The organism is uncultured Flavonifractor sp. (assembly GCF_944387675.1).
Lineage (GTDB): Bacteria > Bacillota > Clostridia > Oscillospirales > Oscillospiraceae > Flavonifractor.
This window is the reverse complement of the sequence record NZ_CALXFV010000034.1, coordinates 1-19,837: the sequence shown is the minus strand read 5'-3', so window position 1 is coordinate 19,837 and position 19,837 is coordinate 1. Positions and strand designations below refer to the sequence as shown.

Sequence of the window (19,837 nt, the reverse complement as noted above, 5' to 3'; positions counted from 1 at the left end):
TCCGCCTGCTTTGTGCTGCCGGTGGCCGACTCCATGGAGGATATTTTTGACGCCATCAAGAACGCCGCCCTCATCCACAAAAGCGGCGGCGGCACCGGCTTCTCCTTCTCCCGGCTGCGGCCCAAGGGTTCCACGGTAAACTCCACCGGCGGGGTGGCCAGCGGTCCCATCTCCTTTATGAAAGTGTTCAACTCCGCCACCGAGGCGGTGAAGCAGGGCGGCACCCGTCGGGGGGCCAATATGGGCATTCTCCGGGTGGATCACCCCGACATTATGGAGTTTATCACCTGCAAGAACGACACCAGCGAGATTACCAACTTCAATATTTCGGTGGGCATTACCGAGGCTTTTATGGAGGCGGCGGGGCAGAACGCCATGTACGACCTGGTGGACCCCGCCACCGGGCGGATCACCGGCCAGCTCAACGCCAAGGAGGTGTTTGACACCATTGTGACCTCCGCCTGGCAGACCGGGGAGCCGGGCATTATCTTCCTGGACCGGCTCAACCGGGACAACGCGGTACCCGCCCAGGGGGAGATTGAGTCCACCAACCCCTGCGGGGAGCAGCCTCTGCTGCCCTATGAGAGCTGCAACCTGGGCTCCATCAACCTGGTCAACCACATCACCAAGACGGTGGCAGGCTGGGTGCTGGACCGGGCCAAGCTGGAGCGCACCATTCGCAACGCGGTCCATTTCCTGGACAATGTCATTGAGGTCAACCAGTATCCCCTGCCGGAGATTGACCAGATGACCCGCTCCACCCGGAAAATCGGTCTGGGCGTTATGGGCTTTGCGGACATGCTGCTCTACATGGGGGTCCCCTACAACAGTGAGGAGGGGGTAGCCCTGGCCCGGGAGATCATGGACACCGTCAATACCATCGGCCACCAGGAGAGCCAGCGGCTGGCGGAGGAGCGGGGGGCATTTCCTCTCTTCGGAGAGAGCATTTATCGGGACGGCGCCCCCCTTCGCAACGCCACCGTCACCACCATCGCTCCCACCGGTACCCTGTCCATCATTGCGGGGGTATCCTCCGGGGTGGAGCCGGTGTTCGCTTACGCCTATATCCGCAATGTGATGGACAACACCCATCTTATCGAGACCAACCAGATCCTGAAGGATAAGCTGCTGGAGGCGGGGATCTACTCCGAGGCGCTGATGCAGAAGATTGTGGAACAGGGCTCCCTGGCCCACGTGGACGGCATTCCCGAAGAGATCCGCCGGGTGTTCGTCTGCGCCCACGACGTCTCTCCCATCTGGCACGTGCGGATGCAGGCCGCCTTCCAGGAGTATACCGACAACGCGGTGAGCAAGACGGTAAACTTCCCCAACTCCGCCACCAAGGAGGAGGTGGCCGAGGTCTACCGCCTGGCCTTCACCCTGGGGTGCAAAGGGACCACCATCTACCGGGACGGCAGCCGCAGCGAACAGGTGCTCAACATCGGCAAGGTCAACGACGGCAAGCAGGCACCCGCCGGCCCGGCATGTCAGGAATGCCAGACGGCCCGGGAGGAGTACGGCCACATTCTGCCCCGGCCCCGGCCGGCGGTGACCACCGGCTTTACCGAGAAGGTGCGCATCGGCTGCGGCAATCTGTATATCACGGTCAACTATGACGAGAACGGTATCTGCGAGGTGTTTACCAACACCGGCCGGGCTGGCGGCTGTCCCAGCCAGTCCGAGGCCACCGCCCGGCTGGTGAGCGTGGGCATCCGCTCCGGCATGGACCCCAAGGAGATTATCCAGCAGCTCAAGGGCATCCGCTGCCCCTCCTGCCTGCGGCAGCCCGGGGTGCCGGTAACCTCCTGCCCCGATGCCATTGCCAAGGCCCTGGAAAAGGTGCTTAAGGTGTCCAATCAGCCCCACGAGCCGGTACCCGCCCCCATCAGCGCCGCCGCCAAGGCGGCATCCATCCCCCGGCCGGGGATGACCCCTGCCGAGGCCAAACTGGCCAAGTTCTGCCCCGAGTGCGGCGCCAGGCTGGAGCACGAGGGAGGCTGCGTCACCTGTCGGGACTGCGGCTACTCCAAGTGCGGCTGAGCACGTTCTCAATTCTGAAGGCCGGGCGGGTGCGTCGAACAGATGCGCCCGCCCGGCCTTATGGGATGGGCCGCTCAGGCTGCTGCTGACCGCAGGTTCACCCAAACCTGCCCGCCGTTTTTTTACAGGATACATTGCCCCGAAACCGTCAGCAAGGACAACTGCTTCTTGACAAGAAAAGTTTACTGGTGTAGTCTTTATTTGGACTACACCAGTAAACTTTTAGGAGGCAGCCATGTGTACAGGTGCGGAAAAGATTCAGGACGCAGAGCTGGAAGTGATGCAGGTGCTGTGGAGTTCCTCACAGCCGCTTCCCCTCATTGAGATCCGGCAGGCGCTGTCCGCCAAGTGCGGCTGGGAGGATTCCACAGTCAAGACCCTGCTGCGCCGTCTGTGTGAAAAGGGGGCGGTAGCGTTGGAGCGCCGTGGGGTATACCGGGCGGTAATCACCCGTCGGGACTACAGCCGGTGGTCCGCCCGGCGCCTTATCGGACGGGTATTCGACGGGAGCGCCAAGCAGTTGGTGGCCGCCCTGGTGTCGGACGGCCAGCTGAGTGAGGCGGACCTGGCCGAGCTATCCGCCCTGCTCCACGGGGAGGCGCCGAAATGAAGGAGTTTCTGCTGACGCTGCTCTCCCTTTCTCTATCCGGCACCCTGCTGGGGGTGCTGCTGCTGGCGGCGCGGCGGCTGACCGGAAGGCGGCTGCCCCAGGCCTTTTGGTATTATGCCTGGCTGCTGGTGCTGCTGGGGGGCTGCGTCCGGCGGTCGTGCTGCCCCCGGGGCAGCAGGTGTCCGCCGCCGCCCTCCGCCATGAACTCACCCACTATGGGCGGAGGGATATCTGGTACAAGTGGCTGGTGGTGCTGGCGGCCGCCCTCCACTGGTTCAATCCTCTGGTCCACTGGATGGGGCGGCGGATCGCCCTGGACTGTGAGCTGGCCTGTGACGAGGCGGTGCTGGCCGCCCTGCCGCCGGAGGAGCGGGTGAAATACGGGGAGCTGCTGCTGGCGCTGGCCGCCCGGCACAGGCTGCCCCCCGGCGTAACGGCCACCACCCTGTGCGAGGAGAAGCGGCAGTTAAAGGCCCGGCTCCAGGGGATTTTGGGCTACCGGAAACCCAGCCGGAGGACCCTTCTCCTGTCCCTGGCACTGGGGATGGCGCTGGTCTGCTGCGCCTGCGGCGTGCTGGATCTGACGGGAGAGGCGGCCTCTCCCTCCCCGTCCTCCACCCGAGAGCCGGAGACTGCCGTCAGCGACCCCTACGCGGCCCTCCTGTCCCGGTATGAGGAGGCCCTCACCCTGCGTCAGCCGGAGAGCTACCCCGATTTGCCCGCCGCCCTGACCAATCCCTACTGGGCCTGGACAGACACGGACAGCCTGCTGGACCGGACTGGATATGCACGAACGGATTTGGACGGCGACGGCTCGGAGGAGCTGCTGCTGGGCTGGGTGGGAAATGAGTTCTGGAATCTGGACGAGGGCTATGTGTTTGCGATTTACACCCTGGCAGATGGCCAGCCCGTCCTGGCGGCGGAGGGCTGGGAGCGGAGCCTGTATGTGCTGGGGACGGACGGATCCCTGTGCCACTGCGGCTCCAGCGGCGCGGATCGGACCGCATGGCACAAATACCGCTTTGATTCAGCGGCGGAGGGCTACTTGGAGACGGTGGAGCAGGTATCCGTACCGGAGAACGGCCAGGAGGCCATAGAGATCGGAGAGGGTTGGATGGTCTCTGGGACCGCCCTCCCCTATATTCCCTTTGCTTCCTTCGAAGTCAGGGATGTTCCGTTGGACAGCACCGGCTCCCCCTACCGGGCAGAGGGGACACAAGTGCCGGTATCCAAGTCCATATCAGGGGTTCCCGCCCCCGCGGCCGTCGAATGAGGCCTTAAGCTCTTCTCGTCAAGAGGCCGCATGGCGGATGGGGCTCAATTTCTTGTGAAATCGTCACCCCATCCGCCACGCGAAGAGTTCTTTCCCAGGCACATATCCTCGGAAATAACAGAGTTTCATTTGACTCTGCCGCCCGCGGGCGGCACAACTCCGTGCATTTCCCTCCCGTGAAAGGTTTTCCCCAGACTGAGGATTTCTTAAAAGACAAATTCACAGTGGTCGTAGCTGTTGATGATGGTGGTGCCTCCGTATACGGTCTTCTGAGGGATATGAATCCCATAGTTCTGATGAATGTGGCCGTGGAGAAAGTACTTGGGCTGGTACTTTTCCAGCAGGTCCACAAAGCAGGAAAAGCCCCGGTGGGAAATGCTCTCAAAATCGTTGATGTGCCGGGCGGGGGCGTGGGTAACCAGAATGTCAAACCCACCGTATTTGCGCAGCTGAAGCCACAGCCGGCGAATGCGGCGGCGCATCTGGGCTTCGGTATACATATACTTCCCGTCCCGGTAGCGGTGGGACCCCCCTAGGCCCAGGATACGGATGCCCTGGTGGACATAGATCGTATCGTCAATACAGACACAGCCCTCCGGCGGAAACCGGTCATAACACTCATCATGGTTGCCGTGGACATAGAGCACCGGCCGGTTGGACATGGTAACCAGGAATTCCAGGTACTCACGATGGAGGTCACCGCAGGAGAGAATCAAATCAATGTCGTCCAGTTTGCCAGGGGTATAAAAGTCAAAGTAATACTTTGCGGTGACATCAGCAACAGCCAAGATTTTCATATCATCCCCGCTTATCTTTTGAAGCGGCCTCCACCCCCACCAGGTCCACCGTGGCCTTGGCGGTTTCATTAAGTTGGTCGTAGTCGGGAATGGAGCCCATAATATTCTCCGCCAGCCAATCCATGCCGATGATCTGTTCCGGGGTCAGATCTCCGTCCAGCACCTTTCCCCCCTGGGCATACAGCTTACCCCGGAAGGGGTAGTAGAGGTCGGCCTGAATGCAGTCTTGCAGCAGCTTCGCCAGCTTTTGAGTACTGGGCGGCACCTTGTCGGTACAGCGGAGGGCCACCACGCCGGAGGGCATACCCCAGTAGTAGTTCAGGGCCTTTCCGCTCTCTTCGTACTCCGCCTGGAAGGTTTTGTCCTGGATCCGGCGGAGCATCTCCTCATAATAGACCCCCCACTGCCAGACTGGGGCCGCCAGAATCACCCGGTCTTCCCCGGAGATGAGGGACAGGCCGAAGCTGGTCCAGCTCCGATCCCCCTTCCGGGTCAGGTCCCGGGAGGAGATCAGCCGGATGTCCCGGTCGGTGAGCCTGCGGATGGCGGCCTCCGCCCCACCCACTGTGGACCACTCCAGATAGACCTTGGTACGGGGGTTGACCATCTGCACCCCCAGGGCAAAGGCGTTGATGCCGGCAATCTGGCCGTAGATGGGATAGTCGCACAGGTAGCCCACGTTGTCCACACCGGCCAGACTGCCGGCAATGGCGCCGATGATGAATTTGGCCTCGTACATCCGGGCGTAATAGGTGCGGATATACCGGTGGGATTTGTTCAGAGAACAGTTCAGGATGGTGACTTTGGGCTGTTCCACCGCCGCCCGGAGGGATGCGGGCAGCAGCCGGGGCGAGGTGGTGAAAAGAATGGTGTTGCCGTCGTCAATGGCCTGCTGAATGACGGAATAGGGGTCGGACTCCAGCGCGTTGAAGTAGGGAGTGGTCTGGATCGCGTCCCCAAACACCCGCTGCACATGGAGGCGGCCCTGCTCATGGCTGTTGGTCCAGCCCGACTCGGTGGGCGTCTTGTCGTGGATGAAAGCCACCCGCATGGCGCCCCGCTCCCCCACCGAGAAGACCTTGGACAGCAGGCCCGGCTTCTTCTCCTCCGGCTCCAGTTTCACGTCGATGGGGTCCGGCTCCTGCTGCAACACGATTTCCTCCCAGACGTTGGACACCAGATGGCGGATCTCGGAGGGGGTCTTGCCGTGAATGGCCGGGTAACCGTAAATCTGGATCACCGCCAGCATGGCGTCTCCCACCGTGGCGGCAAGATGCTCTCCGCCGTGCTCCTCATAGGCCTGCCGGAAGGAGTAATAGGCCGCGGAAAAATCCCGCCGCTCATCCTCCGTCCACTGGTCCTCCGGCTCCTTGCCCAGCAGCTGCTGGAGCCGGAGGTAGCTGCCCGGCTTGGAGAACTCCAGGTAGCTGACCCGGCTGAGGCGGCGAAACTCCAGCAGCTCGTAATAGAGCTCCGTCTCCCGGGTGTCGTTTTGCTCCGGCAGGATCTGAATGACCGAGGCGCTCACCATGTCGCCCCCAAAAAATTTCAGCACGCTTACCCGCTTGTTGCCCTCCTGGACATAGTAGCGGTTCATATACTCATAGACCTTGATGGGGTCCCGGATTCCCTCCTCCACATGGGCCTGGCACAGGGCCTGCCACTTGCAGGCGAATTCCGAATCCTCATCCAGCAGCGGCATAAAGTTCCGGGCGAAGGCGTTGGTGCGGACGCCGGTGCAGGTTCCCACCACAAACTCCAGTGGGATCTGGAGCAGGCCCAGGTCCGTTCCCCGGTTCAGCCGGTCGGTGGGTACAAAATCATCCAGCACCGGGAGGTAGGGGTACTCCCCTCGGGAGGTACAGGCGCGAAATTCCTTCTGGGCGCGCCGCTGGGCTTCTTTATAGTAGAGCTTTGGCATAGCGTATCTCCTTTCCTGTCTCAACCTGGAAGCGGTCCTGCGCCTCCCGCAATGGACGCGCAAACAGTTCCGCTTGGTTTCCGGCGGCATTCATGCTATACTAAAGAGAGATCTGATGTTGTCAGGGGGGATCCGGATGAAAGACTTCTCCTTTTCTATCTTTCCCAATGAGAACTTTTTGGACCTGCGGATCTATCAATATGGTTATGAGCAGTGCGCTCCCCTGAAGTCCTTCGGCCCCTTTATCCGGAACCACTATCTGTTTCATTATATCATTTCCGGGCGCGGTTTACTAGACGCTACCGCAGCCGACGGGGTGACCACCCGCCGGTATACCCTACAGGCCGGTCAGGGGTTCCTCATCTGCCCCGGCTTAATCAACACCTATTTTGCCGATGAGGCCGACCCCTGGAAATATGTCTGGATCGAGTTTGACGGCCTGCACGCCTCGGAGTCCCTGCGGTATGCCGGGCTGAGCGCCGCCCAGCCCGTCTATCAGGCGGACGACGAGACGCAGAGCGCCCAGGTCCGGGATCTGATGCTCTATATTGCGGAGCATCCCAACGCATCCGTACTTCACCTGATCGGCCACCTTTATCTGTTCATTGACGCTCTGATCCAGTCCTCCTCCACCCGGCTCAGCGCCCAGTCCAACCAGCTCAAGGACTTTTATATTCAGGAGGCGGTCAATTATATCGAGCAAAATTACCAGCGGAATCTGACGGTGGAGGAGGTGGCCGACGCCTGCCGGCTCAATCGCAGCTATTTCAGCAAGCTGTTCAAGGACAACATGGGCTGTCCACCTCAGGAATTTATGATTGGCGTGCGGCTTGCCAAGGCCGCCGAGCTGATGTGCAGCGGCAATACTCCTATCAGCGAAATTGCCGTGCGGTGCGGGTATTCCAATCAGTTCCACTTTTCCCGTGCCTTTAAAAAGCACTACGGCACACCGCCTCAAAAGTGGCGCGCCCAGAATAGAAAGCACTCCTGAGCCACAGCCGAAGGCAGACAGAGGGCTGGCCGCAGCAGCGGCCAGCCCTTTTTGATTATTCTGCCTTCAGCCAGAGGCGGAGGCACTCATACTCTCCCAGCATGGGGAGCGGATAGCCCGCCTGCATCAGCACGTCGCCGGGCCACGGCATATCGTCTCCAGTCAGGCGGTAGGACAGCGCCGGGTCCAACCCCTTCAGCTTCACCTGCCGGAAGGGCGGGCCGGCATGGACCTGCCCGGAGACCAGGCAGAGCAGCGCCGTCCGCCGGTCCTGGGATACATGGAGCCAGGCGGTGGGCGCTCCGTCCGGAGACGGCGCAGACAGGCGGTAGTAATCCCCGGTCTGGATCAGGGTATAACTCTCCCGGTAGTCCTGAATCTGCTGGACCACCACCGCCTTTTCCTGGTCAGACAGGGCGCCCAGGTCCATCTCATAGCCGAAGGTGCCGGAGAGGGCCACGGCGCCGCGGGTCTCCAGCGGAACGCTCCGGCCAGTCTGCTCGTTGGGGACGGCGGAGACGTGGGCGCCCATGGTGGCGGGGGGATAGGCAAAGGAGGTACCATATTGGATGGACAGCCGGTCAATGGCGTCGGTATTGTCGCTGCACCAGATCTGGGGCGTATAGTACAGCATTCCCATGTCAAACCGGCCGCCGCCGCCGGAGCAGCCTTCAATCAGGGTGTGGGGATTTGCCTGCCGGATGCGCTCCAACAGATCGTAGACCCCCAGCACATAGCGGTGATAGACCTCCCCCTGCCGCCCAGCCGGGAGAGCGGCGGACCACACCTGGGTCAGCGCCCGGTTCATGTCCCATTTCAGGTAGGAGATACGGGCGGTCTCCAATAGCTTTTGCAGGGTTTGGAAAATATATTCCCGTACTTCTTCCCTGGTATAGTCCAGCACCAACTGGCTGCGGCCCCGGGTATAGGGCCGGCCGGCCGGGTTCAAAACCCAGTCGGGATGGGTCTGGTACAGCTGGCTGTCCTCGCTGACCATCTCCGGCTCAATCCACAGGCCGAACTCCATGCCCAGAGCGTTGATCTCCCGAGACAGGCCGCTCAGACCGTCGGGAAGCTTCTCCTCATTGGCCCACCAGTCCCCCAGACTGCTGGAGTCGCTGTTCCGGCGGCCAAACCAGCCGTCGTCCAGCACAAACATCTCCACCCCCAGTTGGGCGGATTCCTTGGCAAACCGGAGCAGGCGCTCCTGGTCGTAGTCAAAATAAAAGGCCTCCCAGCTGTTGACCTGCACCGGCTTGCGCCGGTCCCGCCACACGTCCCGAAGCAGGTGGGTGCGGATAGCCCGGTGAAACTGCCGGCTCATCTGCCCGAAACCGCTGGGAGAGCAGATCAGGGCGGCCTCCGGCGTGGTAAACGCCTGGCCGGGTTCCAGCGTCCAGGCAAAATGGAAGGGATGAATCCCCATGGTCAGCCGGACATCCTCAAACTGGCTTCGCTCCGCCGCCGCCTCAAAGTTGCCGCTGTACAGCAGCGCGGCACCGTAACAGGTGCCGTGGTCCTCATCGGCGCCAGGCTCGCACAGCATCACAAAGGGGTTGTGCTGGTGGCTGGAGATTCCCCGGATGCTTCCCACCGACTGGATGCCGGGGCGCAGGGGCGCCCGGTTCAGCTTCCGCTCCTTTACATGGCCGCCGTCAAAGGTGATAAACTCCAGCGGCAGGCCGGAGAAATCCAGACACAGAGAGGCCGCCCGGTACAGGCGCACCGGCTGATCCCCCTGGTTTACGATCCTGGCCGCCCGGGTAATCAGGTCCAGCTCCTCAAACACGCCGTAGAACAGCTCCACCCGCACCTGGGCCGCCGCGTCCTCCAGGGTGATCACCAGGGTATCCGCCGCCGCCTCACCGCCGAAAAAGGCGGGCAGCCCCTCCAGGTCATATTTCCCACGCTGCTGCCGGTAGGATACGTACCGCAGGTCAGCCACATGGCTGCCGTCGGCCAGCTCCAGCTCCAGAGAAGGCAGGCGAAAATCCCCCGCTCCCGAACCGGAATACTCCTGGGGCAGCGTATCTAGGGAGTAGGTGCGGTTGTTCCCGACCTCGTTGGGGTTTGGGGAGAAGCCCCGGTCGGCATACCGGATCAGCCGGGAGAGATCGCCGCCCCGAAGTCTGGGGCCATAATAGGTGTGAAGCAGAACACCGTTTTCGTCCGCCTTGATCTGATAGGTGGTATTCCGGGTCTGCAGGGTAAAAATCCGCTTTTCATTCTCTAGGATCATCATATAAGACTCCTCGCAAAGAAAGATCCATGGTATTTCCGCGTGAAGCGGGATCAAATACAGCCCAATTATTCTAAGCGATCTTGTGCCGAGATTCAATAGCGAACGCTGAAATTTTACAAAAAAAGCGGCAGCCCCGGCAGGCCGGTTGTAAGCCAGCGCAGAGGCTGCCGCCATAAAAAGGATTCAGGTGGATTATTTGCCGCCGGTGTTGGCGATGCCCTCGATGAACTGACGCTGGAAAATCATGTACAGAATCACCATGGGCAGCATGGCCAACAGACTGCCCGCCATGAGCACGGGGAAGTTGGTGGAGAACTGGCCCCGCAGGGTGGCAAGGCCGGAGGACAGGGTCATCATGTTCAGGTCGGAGTTGACCACCAGGGGCCACATCAGATCGCCGTAAGCGAACACGGCGGTGAAGATGGTGAGGGCCGCCACCGAGGTGCCGGTGAGGGGGAACATGACCTTCACAAAGGTCTCAAACTGGTTGCACCCGTCCAGACAGGCGGCCTCTCCGATCTCGGTGGGAATTCCCATGTAGGTCTGCCGCAGGAAGAAGGTGCCGAAGGCGGAGACAATGCCCGGAAACACCAGGGCGAAAATGGTATTTGCCATACCCAGCTTGGCCACCATCTGGTACTGAGGCAGAATGAAAATCTGGGAAGGCAGGGACATCTGTACCAGAATCAGCCCGAACAGAATGTTCTTGCCCCGGAAATTCAGCTTGGCAAAGGCGTAGCCAGCCATGGAACTGAACACCACGGCGCAGATAACCCGGAACAGGATCATCAGCGTGGTATTCACATACATGTTCACAAAGGGCAGAGAGGCGATGGCGTCCACAAAGTTGTCCAGATTCCACTGGGCCGGGAAAATCACCGGTGGGATCTGCATGCTCTCAGTCTGGGTCTTGAAGCTGGTGAGAATCATCCACACAAAGGGGAAGATCATGATAATGGCGCCCAGAATCAGAACCAGATAGGTGAGGAACGTGGTCAGCTGCTTGGTGCGCTGCATGGAACTCGGTTTCATGTCAAATTCCCCCCCTTACACATCGTAATTGACCCACTTTTTCTGGCCAATGAACTGGATAACCGTAATGATACCGATGAGGGCCACAGTCCACACCACGATGGCGGCGCCCGAGCCGCGGCTGCCGGCCACGAAGGTCTCCCGGTAGAAGAGGTACATCAGACTCTGTACCGAGGTTAGGGCCGGGTTGGTATCCTCCACCATCATGTAGATGAGATCGTAAACCTTGACGGAGGACATCAGGCGCATGATCATTACCACAAACAGGGTGGGAGAGACCATGGGCAGGGTGATCTGAAGGAATTGGTTGACCTTGCTGGTACCGTCAATTTCGGCGGCCTCATAGTAGCTCTTGGAGATGTTCTGCAGGCCGGCCAGCAACAGCACCGCGTCATAGCCGATGTTACTCCAAATGGCCACGATGGCGCAGGCGATCATCACGAACTTGGAGTCGGTGATCCAGTTGATGTGGGTGCCGAAAATCTGATTGAGAATACCGTAATCGCTGTTGAAAATCCAGCGCCACACCATGGTCACAGCGGCTGGAGCGCACACCATGGGCAGGAAGAAGATGGTACGGAACAGCCCCTTGCCCCGAATCTTGGCATTGAGGAGCATGGCCACCAGCAGGGACAGGAACAACCCCACAGGCACGGTGAGAATGCAGAACAAGATGGTGTTCCAGGTGGCCCGCCAGACCTCCGGGTTCTGGAACATCTCCACATAGTTGCCGATTCCGATGAACTTGTAATTGCCAAAGCCCAGGTGCTCACAGAAGCTGGTGTAGATGGTCTGAATAAACGGCCACAGGTTGAGCACGATCAGACCCACAATGGTAGGGGCAATCATCAGGTAGCCCCAGTTCTCCTCCCGCCGGGCGGCGGCGGAGAGACGTATTGCCTTTTTTCCCATGTCTCACCCCTCCTCTCAGGAATCGGCCAGCTTTTTGGCGGTCTCGGTGTTGATAAGGTTCTGGATGTTGTCCAGGCCGGTCTCAATGTCCACCGAGCCGTTGTAAATGCTGGTCATGATATCCACCACGCCGCTCTTCCACTTGGGACGGGCGGAGTTGTTGACGTACTGCACACAGTAGTCAAACTGGCTCATGATGGCGTTCTCCAGGTCCAGCTGATAATCAAACTTGTCAAAGGCGCTGATCCAGGTCTCCTCCAGCCCCTCATAGGCGGGAATGGCGGCGCCAGACTCGCCCTGAATGCGCTGGGCTTCCTCCCCGGCGAAATATTTCAGCACGTCAAGGGCCAGCTCCAGGTGCTTGCCCCGGGCGCCGGTGGCATAGGTCAGGCCGTTGGAGATGGTGGCGCGGCCGTCGCCGCTCACCGGATCGGGGGCGGCGGGCAGCACCGCCACGTCCCATTTGCCTACCATGTCGGGGTAGTTGCTCATCTGCGCCAGCAGATTCCAGCTGCCCTCCAGGAACATGGCGCCCTTCCCGGAGAAGAAAGCCGTGCCGGGCGTGGTTTCGGCAAAGTACGCCTGGTCGGGACACCAGTCGTAGCTTTGCAGGTTCACGTAATACTTTACAGCTTCCCGGGTGGCTTCCTGGTCAAAGCCGCCTTTGGTCTTGTCCTCGGTGAGGATGCAGCCGCCGTTTTGATAGACGAAGTTGTGATAGCCCAGCTGCTCGTCATTGTAGGCCATGTAGCCGTAATTGCCGGTGGCGTCGTAGATGGCCTGGGAAGCAGCCTCCAGGTCGTCCCAGGTCCAAGTGTCGTCGGGATAGGCCACCCCGGCGGCGTCAAACATCTCCCGGTTGTAGATCAGGCAGATGTTGTCCTTGTCCTTGGGTACGCCGTACATCCGTCCGTCGGAGCCCTGGGCGTTGTTGATGGAAATCTCACTGTAGTGCTCCTCATAGGGGAACAGGTCGGTGACATCAGCCAGCATCCCGAATTCGGAGTAGTAGAGGATCTGGTCGGTGTGCATCCAGAACAGATCCGGCAGGGTGTTGCTCTCGGCGGCGGCTTCCAGCTTGGTCCAGTACTCGCTCCAGCTGGTGACCTGCACCTCGATGACTACGTCGGGGTTGACATTGGCGGTGTAAGCATCACACATGGCCTGCATACCGTCCCGCTGACCCACGTCCCAAATCTGGAAGGTCAAATGGGTCTTTCCGTCTGACGAGCCGCACCCGGAGAGCGGCAGCATCAGCGCCGCCGCCAGCAGCAGGGCCAACATGCGTGGTACTCGTTTCATGACAGCTCTCCTCCTCTTTTGCTTGTTCCGCGTTTGCCGCGGCGCCAAAATCAGGCGCCGTAAATTTATTACCATAATATAATGAATGTGTCGAAACTGTAAATGAAAGTGTTCCGTCAAAATATACCCGGATGCCATACAACGCGCTTTAGGTGCATATTAAGTGACATTTAGGTATATTTGAAACATTTTCGGCAAAACACCAATTAATTCCCCTTATTTTTTATGCAAAAAGACAAATTACATTTCAAAACCTCCCGGGAGAACAGCCGTCCACGCCTGGGAAGCAGGGAAAATCCCAAAGAAAACCCACCAATTCAATATATCAAAATGTGCTGTACCCCCCGCCTCACCACAAGAAGGGATCGTGCCTGGGCGCCGGTTTTTGTTCCTGCCGGGAGAGGGTCTGCACATACTCGCTGGGGGAAATGCCGGTCTCCCGGCGGAACACCTTGGCAAAATAATTGGCGTTTGCAAAGCCGGATGCCTCCGCCACATAGGTGATGGAGTTCTCTCCGCCGCTGAGCAGGAGCTTGGCATACTCCACCCGCAGGTGGGTGATATACCGTCCGGGGGAGACGCCGGTCATTTTGGTAAAGGTGCGGATAAAATGGGGCTTGGACACCTCCAGCCGTTCCGCCAGCTCGTCCAGTCCCTCCAGGAAGGGAAACTCGGCCTGAATGATCCCCACCGCGGCCTCCACAAGGGGGGGCAGCCCCCGCTCCGTCCGCTCCTCCAGACCGGAAACGGGGCCGCTGATCAGATGGGTGAGCATGGTATAGGCATGAGCGGAGGCGGAGGTCCCGTTCACGGGAGCATGCTCATCCTCCAGGACAGACAGCGTATGTACCGCCTCCCGCACCGCCGCGCCGCCCTTTGGGAAAAAGGCGGCCCCGTCGGTGAGGCGCCCGGACAGCAGCCGTCCGGGCAGCTCACCACGCAGCTGAATCAGAAGGCACACACTGTCCCCCACCGACTGGATGGTAAAGGCCCCGCACTGCCACAGCACCAGGGCCTGGCCGGGGGAGAGTACATCGCTCCGCGCATAGGAGACGGCGGTCAGGGCGCCCTGCGCCGCCGCGATAAGGCAGCAGCCCAAATCCCCGGCATAGCCGCTGTGGCTGCCGCCGGAGGACAGAGGGAGGACCCGGGCGGAGGCGAGGGTCAGCAGGCCCTCCACAGCCGGGTCGGGCGGCGCGGGACGGACCTCCCGCGGATTTGCCGCATCGGAAATCATGTCGTGTTCCTCCAAAAAAGGACAGGAGGGGGATCTGCCCGCCTCCTGTCCCTATGACCTGTTGCTTAATCCCTGCGCTCAGTGAGCAATGGCCCGCTCGGTCTCCTTGTCGAAGAGGTGGATCTTCTCATTCTTGAAGGTCAGAATGGCGGTATCGCCCTCCCGCCCCTTGAAGGTGGGCTCGGTGCGAATGACCATCCGGTTGCCCTGGCAGTCCACGTGCAGGCTGATCTCCGCGCCCATCAGCTCGGCAATCTCCACCGTGGAAGTCATTCCGGTCCCCGCGTCCTGACCGGCGTCGGCGGCGATCACGTCCTCCGGACGGATGCCCAGCACCACGGTCTTGCCCACATAGGGGGCCACCGCCTCGTTCATCCGGGCGGGCAGGGCCACTGCGGAGCCGCAGACCTGCGCCACATACCCGTTGCCCTGCTTGGCAATCACCGCGTCCAGGAAGTTCATCTGGGGGGAGCCGATAAAGCCGGCCACAAACAGGTTGCAGGGGTAGTCATACAGAACCTGGGGCGCGTCGTTTTGCTGAATGACGCCCTCCTTCATCACCACGATGCGGTCACCCATGGTCATGGCCTCGGTCTGGTCATGGGTGACATATACGAAGGTGGTCTGGAGCCGCTTGTGCAGCCGGCTGATCTCAGAGCGCATGGCGGTGCGCAGCTTGGCATCCAGGTTGGACAGGGGCTCGTCCAACAGGAAAACGGCGGGATTGCGCACCATGGCGCGGCCCAGGGATACACGCTGCCGCTGGCCGCCGGAAAGGGCTTTGGGCTTGCGGTTGAGCAGATGCTCCAGATCCAGCGCCCTGGCCGCCTCGTGTACCCGGTGGTCGATCTCATCCTTGGGTACCTTCTTCTGAATCAGGCCAAAGGCGATGTTCTTGTACACCGTCATATGGGGATAGAGGGCGTAGTTCTGAAACACCATGGCGATGTCCCGGTCCTTGGGCGCCACATCGTTTACCAGCCGGTCGCCAATGTACAACTCGCCGCTGCTGATGTCCTCCAGACCGGCGATCATCCGCAGGGTGGTGGACTTGCCACAGCCGGAGGGACCAACCAGAATGACAAATTCCTTGTCCTGAATCTCCAGGTTCAGGTCGGGAACAACCGTTACATTGCCGGGGTAGGTTTTATTGACATGCTTGAACGTAATGCTTGCCATGATCCTTGACCTCCATTTTTCATATGATCAGACGGGTAATTTATTAACGAATAAATCCAGCCAAACAACCGTGAGCCTCTGTGCGGCCCTCTTCGGGCTTTAGGATAGCATGGGTATCTTTTCCGTGCAACAATAAAATGTTGATAGTTGCGGTAAAAAGATGATGAACCGCGCCCTACAGCCTCCGATGTCATCAAATTACCTGGGCTGTCAGTTTATTGCTATTGAATTGCCCCGCCCAGTATGGTATGTTCACGCTGATAAGGATGTGGACAGAGAGGAGGAATCCGTTTGTTTTTCCGCAAGGACTATCAGACGCCCGGCCCGGGGATTCGGCCGGATGAGCCGGAAAAAACCGGTCCGGCCCGGCTGCTTCAGATAATTCAGTTGGAGGCGGGCTCCATTTTCCTCCTTAATCTGCTGTTTTTGGTCTCCTGCATTCCGGTGATCACCATTCCGCCGGCTATTTTCGCCATGAATCAGGTTATTCGGAAAATGATGCTGGACCAACCGGTGCTGTGCTTTTACGACTACCGCACGGCTTTCCGCACCTTCTGGAAGCAGGCCTACGCCGCCTTTTTCCTCACGGCGCTGCCGCTGGCGGCCTCCGGCTTCGGCGCCTGGTTCTACCTGACCCGGGCCGGCGAAAATCCGGTGCTGTTTGCGCCCTTTTTGGTCTGTTCCACCATTTTTCTGGTGAGTCTGCTCTCCTCCGTCTGCCTGTACGGCGTTCTGAGCACGGGAATGCGGGTCAAGCCCGCCCTCCGCCTGGCTCTGACCTTGGGCGTGGGCCGGCCGCTGCGGCCCATTCTGGCCGCGGCGCTCGGATATGGATTGACGCTGTGGGGAATTTTGCAGCTCCCCATCAGCTTGGTCTACCTGCTTTTGCTGGGCTTTTCCCTGCCCGCCCTGCTCTCCAATTTCTTTCTGCGCACCCTGCTGCGGGACTATTGTCCCGTTTCGAAAGAGGAGGAGGACTCCCACCTCCCGTCCTGACCTACAATTCAACCGAAAGAGAAGGTGGAACACACATGCCGGAAATTGTAACTATGGGTGAGGCTCTCATTGACCTGACCCAAACCGCAGAGGACGCCGCCCACATCCGCCGCTACGCCGCGTTTCCCGGGGGTGCCCCCGCCAACGTGGCGGTGGCCGCCGCCCGGCTCGGCGCCGGGACCGGCTTTATCGGCAAGGTAGGACTGGACGCCTTCGGCACATCCATCTGCCAGACCCTTACGGATAATCAGGTGGATGTGTCCGGGCTGTACCGGACCGGGCGGGAGCTCACCACCCTGGCGGTGGTGAGCGTGGACGCCGCCGGGGAACGGAGCTTCGCCTTCTACCGCAATCCCGGGGCCGATACGCAGATCACCCTGGAGGAGGCCGTACAGGCTTTGCAGGCCTATGGGACGCGGCCCGTCTTCCTCCACTTCGGCTCAGTGAGCCTGACGGCAGAACCCGCCCGGAGCGCCACCCTGGGGGTGGCCAGTCAGGCCAGAGAGATGGGAATTCTTCTCAGCTATGATCCCAACTACAGGGCCAGCCTCTGGCCCGACCAGGAGACCGCTGTGGCCCGGATGAAGGAGCCGCTCTCCCTCTGCCACGTGCTCAAGCTGGCGGAAGAGGAATTGGAGCTGCTCACCGGAATCCGGGACCTGGACGCGGGCAGTCAGGTCCTGTGGGAGAGCTACCGCATCCCCCTGATTGTCATCACCATGGGCGCGGGCGGCAGTTTCTACCGTCTGGGAACCCGCACCGGTCAGGTGGCCTCCCGGCCCGTCCAGGTGGCGGACACCAACGGCGCGGGGGACACCTTCCTGGGCGCGCTGCTGTCCCGGCTGGCGCTGGCCGGCGGGCTGGACGGCCTTACGCCTGAAAGTCTGGAGGCCGGGCTGGCTTTTGCCAATCGGGCCGCGGCCCTGACCTGCACCAGGCCGGGCGCCATCCCTGCCATGCCCACCCTGGCTGAAGTGATGTCCTGGAAGGGGGAAGCTCCGCAGTGAAAAAGAGCACTTTGTTTGAGGAGCGGCTTTCGCCCTGCCGGGAGGAGTTGCGGACGCTTTACGTCTCCCTGTATGGTGAAAATGAGGAGGCGTTTTCCTATTTTCTCGGCATGCTGGAGCGGGCGCTGGACCAGCGCAAACCCGCCCTGCGGCGGCAGGACAGCAAGCGGCTGGGCAATCCGGACTGGTGCCGGTCCAGCAAGATGCTGGGCATGATGCTCTACCCCTCCTGCTTTGCCGGAACCCTGCGGGGGGTGCAGGAAAAGCTGCCCTATCTGAAAGCGTGCGGCGTCAACTACCTCCACCTGATGCCCCTGCTGGATTCCCCGGAGGGGAAAAGTGACGGCGGCTATGCCGTCTCCGACTTCCGCCGGGTCCGCCCCGATCTGGGTACGATGGAGGATTTGGAGGCTCTGGCCGACGCCTGCCGGAAGAAGGGCATCGCCCTGTGCCTGGATTTTGTCCTCAACCACACCAGTGAGGAGCATCCCTGGGCCAAGGCCGCCCGCGCAGGAGACCCGGTGGCCCGGAGCCGCTATTTTTTCTATGACAGCTGGGACATTCCGGCCCAGTTTGAGCAGACCGTCCCTCAGGTGTTCCCCACCACCGCACCGGGCAATTTTACCTATCTCTCAGACTGCAACCAGTTTGTGATGACCTCCTTTTACCCCTTCCAGTGGGATCTGAACTATGCCAACCCCATGGTCCTCAATGATATGACGGAGAACCTGCTCTACCTGGCCAACCGGGGAATGGATGTGATCCGGCTGGACGCGGTACCTTATATCTGGAAGCAGCTGGGAACCGACTGCCGCAACCTGCCCCAGGTCCATACCCTGGTGCGTCTGATCCGCCTGGCCTGCCAGGTGGTCTGCCCGGGCGTGCTGCTGCTGGGCGAGGTGGTGATGGAGCCGGCCAAGGTGGCCCCCTATTTCGGCACTCCGGAACGGCCGGAGTGCGACATGCTCTATAACGTAACCACCATGTGTACCACCTGGAATACGGTAGCGACCCGGGACGTGGGCCTGCTCCGCTACCAGATGGAGCAGGTGTGCGCACTCCCTCGGTCCTGCCTGTTTCAGAATTACCTTCGCTGCCACGATGACATCGGCTGGGGGCTGGACTACCCCTGGCTGTTCCAGCGGGATCAGAATGAGGTTCCCCATAAAAAATACCTGAACGACTGGTTCACCGGCCGCTGGCCGGGGAGCTGGGCCAGGGGGGAACTGTATAACGACGACCCCCGCCTGGGCGACGCCCGTCTCTGCGGCACCACCGCCTCCCTCTGCGGCGTGGAGAGCGCCCTGTATACCGGCGATTCCGCCGCACTGGAGCAGGCCATCCGCTGCCACCTGATGCTTCACGCCTGGATGCTCTCCCAGAGTGGAATTCCCGTGCTGTACAGCGGGGACGAGCTGGGGCAGCTGAACGATTACAGCTATCACGATGATCCGGAGAAGGCCGCGGACAGCCGCTACCTCCACCGGGGGAAGTTCCAGTGGGAACAGGCGGAGCTGTGCCGGGATGAGGCCACCGTCCCCGGCCGGATCTTCCAGGCCCTGCGGCATCTGGAGCGCATCCGGGGCAGGGAGCAGGTCTTCCGGGCCGACAGCGAGGTAACGCTGCCCGACTCCGGGAATCGCTCCGTGCTGGCCCTCCGCCGCCGGTATGGCTCCGAGGGGCTGATCGCCTTTTTCAACTTCTCTGAGCAGCCCCAGAGTGTGGCCTGCCCGGAGATGCCGCTGACAGATCTGGTAAGCGGCCAGTCCCTGACGGGCGGCTCCCTCACTTTGTCCGGCTACGGCTTCCTGTGGCTGAAGGAGCAGCACCCGGCAGGCAACGCCCCCGGCTAAGGACAGCGCAGCTTGTTTTTGCGTCTGATTGTGAGTCCCTCTTCACCTATCTGCAAGCAAAAAGTTTCCTCTATATGAATTGCACCCCATTTGTTAGGCGGTATATACACCGAATAACAAGTGGGGTGCTTTTTGATAAAAAGCAGAAGTGGCGCCGCTGACGCTGCGCCACTTCTGCGGGAGCCCGATATTTTTGCTCTTGGGGGGTGTTTTGTTTAAACCATTATAGGGAAATCAAAATCTGGTTTAGCGGGTTCCGTCAAGGATAGCGCCATTCTTTCTGAGGATCTCCTGTACCTCAGACACATCACTCTCAAGCTCTCTGGGGGTAAGCCCTCTCCGCACACAAACTGCCGCTGCAATACCGGCCGCCTGACCCCAGATCATGTTGTCCGGAAGTTGGTCCCGCTTGAAATCCTCATGCACGGATACAAGTTTGCCGGTA

Annotated in this window: 16 protein-coding genes; 7 read left to right on the top strand and 9 right to left on the bottom strand. The window is 60.6% G+C overall.

Annotated features, from left to right (window positions below; genetic code table 11):
* From Q0J74_RS05075 to Q0J74_RS05065, 3 genes are all read left to right on the top strand, one after another.
* Positions 1-2,040 (top strand): vitamin B12-dependent ribonucleotide reductase (locus Q0J74_RS05075; protein ID WP_297211594.1); only part of this gene is annotated, 2,040 nt, incomplete at its 5' end.
* Positions 2,041-2,275: 235 nt separating this feature from the next.
* Positions 2,276-2,650 (top strand): BlaI/MecI/CopY family transcriptional regulator, encoded by a 375-nt coding sequence (locus Q0J74_RS05070; RefSeq protein ID WP_297211591.1) that lies wholly within the window; start codon positions 2,276-2,278, stop codon positions 2,648-2,650.
* Complete coding sequence (locus tag Q0J74_RS05065) at positions 2,595-3,923, top strand: M56 family metallopeptidase (protein WP_297211588.1); 1,329 nt, start codon at positions 2,595-2,597, stop codon at positions 3,921-3,923. Before Q0J74_RS05070 ends, Q0J74_RS05065 begins: the two co-directional genes overlap by 56 nt.
* Positions 3,924-4,129: 206 nt before the next feature.
* On the opposite strand, the gene Q0J74_RS05060 is transcribed toward Q0J74_RS05065, so the two are convergent.
* Positions 4,130-4,720, bottom strand: coding sequence for a metallophosphoesterase family protein (locus Q0J74_RS05060; RefSeq protein WP_297211585.1), 591 nt, complete (start codon positions 4,718-4,720; stop codon positions 4,130-4,132).
* Between the two features lies 1 nt (position 4,721).
* A complete protein-coding gene (locus Q0J74_RS05055) occupies positions 4,722-6,641 on the bottom strand; it encodes a BMP family ABC transporter substrate-binding protein (protein WP_297211583.1) in 1,920 nt (639 codons plus the stop codon).
* A gap of 136 nt (positions 6,642-6,777) precedes the next feature.
* Here Q0J74_RS05055 and Q0J74_RS05050 point away from each other — a divergent pair, with 136 nt between their 5' ends.
* Positions 6,778-7,632: an AraC family transcriptional regulator gene (locus Q0J74_RS05050; protein ID WP_297211581.1), complete on the top strand. Its 855-nt coding sequence runs from the start codon at positions 6,778-6,780 to the stop codon at positions 7,630-7,632.
* Between the two features lie 55 nt (positions 7,633-7,687).
* On the opposite strand, the gene Q0J74_RS05045 is transcribed toward Q0J74_RS05050, so the two are convergent.
* The 6 genes from Q0J74_RS05045 to ugpC all read right to left on the bottom strand — a co-directional run bounded on the left by Q0J74_RS05045 (position 7,688) and on the right by ugpC (position 15,536).
* Positions 7,688-9,874: an alpha-galactosidase gene (locus Q0J74_RS05045; protein WP_297211576.1), complete on the bottom strand. Its 2,187-nt coding sequence runs from the start codon at positions 9,872-9,874 to the stop codon at positions 7,688-7,690.
* A 192-nt stretch (positions 9,875-10,066) separates the two neighbouring features.
* Positions 10,067-10,906: a carbohydrate ABC transporter permease gene (locus Q0J74_RS05040; RefSeq protein ID WP_363315553.1), complete on the bottom strand. Its 840-nt coding sequence runs from the start codon at positions 10,904-10,906 to the stop codon at positions 10,067-10,069.
* Positions 10,907-10,921: 15 nt separating this feature from the next.
* On the bottom strand, positions 10,922-11,818 hold the full coding sequence (locus Q0J74_RS05035) for a carbohydrate ABC transporter permease (protein ID WP_297211573.1): 897 nt from the start codon (positions 11,816-11,818) through the stop codon (positions 10,922-10,924).
* 15 nt (positions 11,819-11,833) lie between these two features.
* Positions 11,834-13,120: an ABC transporter substrate-binding protein gene (locus Q0J74_RS05030; protein ID WP_297211570.1), complete on the bottom strand. Its 1,287-nt coding sequence runs from the start codon at positions 13,118-13,120 to the stop codon at positions 11,834-11,836.
* Positions 13,121-13,469: 349 nt separating this feature from the next.
* The gene (locus Q0J74_RS05025) at positions 13,470-14,357 is read right to left on the bottom strand and encodes a helix-turn-helix domain-containing protein (protein WP_297211566.1); all 888 of its coding nucleotides are present in this window, start codon (positions 14,355-14,357) and stop codon (positions 13,470-13,472) included.
* A gap of 78 nt (positions 14,358-14,435) precedes the next feature.
* Complete coding sequence (ugpC, locus tag Q0J74_RS05020; RefSeq protein ID WP_297211563.1) at positions 14,436-15,536, bottom strand: ABC transporter ATP-binding protein; 1,101 nt, start codon at positions 15,534-15,536, stop codon at positions 14,436-14,438.
* Positions 15,537-15,827: 291 nt separating this feature from the next.
* Here ugpC and Q0J74_RS05015 point away from each other — a divergent pair, with 291 nt between their 5' ends.
* From Q0J74_RS05015 to Q0J74_RS05005, 3 genes are read left to right on the top strand one after another with little or no spacing between them, the layout of a single operon-like run.
* Entirely contained in the window at positions 15,828-16,532 is a 705-nt protein-coding gene (locus tag Q0J74_RS05015; protein WP_297211560.1) for a DUF624 domain-containing protein, read from the top strand.
* A 35-nt stretch (positions 16,533-16,567) separates the two neighbouring features.
* The gene (locus Q0J74_RS05010) at positions 16,568-17,539 is read left to right on the top strand and encodes a carbohydrate kinase family protein (protein ID WP_297211558.1); all 972 of its coding nucleotides are present in this window, start codon (positions 16,568-16,570) and stop codon (positions 17,537-17,539) included.
* A complete protein-coding gene (locus tag Q0J74_RS05005) occupies positions 17,536-19,392 on the top strand; it encodes an alpha-amylase family glycosyl hydrolase (RefSeq protein WP_297211555.1) in 1,857 nt (618 codons plus the stop codon). The genes Q0J74_RS05010 and Q0J74_RS05005 overlap by 4 nt, the downstream gene beginning before the upstream one ends.
* 246 nt (positions 19,393-19,638) lie before the next feature.
* Here the strand turns inward: Q0J74_RS05005 and Q0J74_RS05000 are convergent.
* Positions 19,639-19,837, bottom strand: a 199-nt coding sequence (locus Q0J74_RS05000) for an FAD-dependent oxidoreductase (protein WP_297211552.1), incomplete at its 5' end; no start/stop codon positions are given.

Bases quoted from the DNA above. Each gene is read 5' to 3' on its own strand.
- ugpC (WP_297211563.1), bottom strand. From the start codon at position 15,536: ATGGCAAGCATTACGTTCAAGCATGTCAATAAAACCTACCCCGGCAAT.
- Q0J74_RS05060 (WP_297211585.1), bottom strand. From the start codon at position 4,720: ATGAAAATCTTGGCTGTTGCTGATGTCACCGCAAAGTATTACTTTGAC.
- Q0J74_RS05040 (WP_363315553.1), bottom strand. From the start codon at position 10,906: ATGAAACCGAGTTCCATGCAGCGCACCAAGCAGCTGACCACGTTCCTC.
- Q0J74_RS05025 (WP_297211566.1), bottom strand. From the start codon at position 14,357: ATGATTTCCGATGCGGCAAATCCGCGGGAGGTCCGTCCCGCGCCGCCC.
- Q0J74_RS05045 (WP_297211576.1), bottom strand. From the start codon at position 9,874: ATGATGATCCTAGAGAATGAAAAGCGGATTTTTACCCTGCAGACCCGG.
- Q0J74_RS05055 (WP_297211583.1), bottom strand. From the start codon at position 6,641: ATGCCAAAGCTCTACTATAAAGAAGCCCAGCGGCGCGCCCAGAAGGAA.
- Q0J74_RS05050 (WP_297211581.1), top strand. From the start codon at position 6,778: ATGAAAGACTTCTCCTTTTCTATCTTTCCCAATGAGAACTTTTTGGAC.
- Q0J74_RS05035 (WP_297211573.1), bottom strand. From the start codon at position 11,818: ATGGGAAAAAAGGCAATACGTCTCTCCGCCGCCGCCCGGCGGGAGGAG.
- Q0J74_RS05070 (WP_297211591.1), top strand. From the start codon at position 2,276: ATGTGTACAGGTGCGGAAAAGATTCAGGACGCAGAGCTGGAAGTGATG.
- Q0J74_RS05030 (WP_297211570.1), bottom strand. From the start codon at position 13,120: ATGAAACGAGTACCACGCATGTTGGCCCTGCTGCTGGCGGCGGCGCTG.
- Q0J74_RS05010 (WP_297211558.1), top strand. From the start codon at position 16,568: ATGCCGGAAATTGTAACTATGGGTGAGGCTCTCATTGACCTGACCCAA.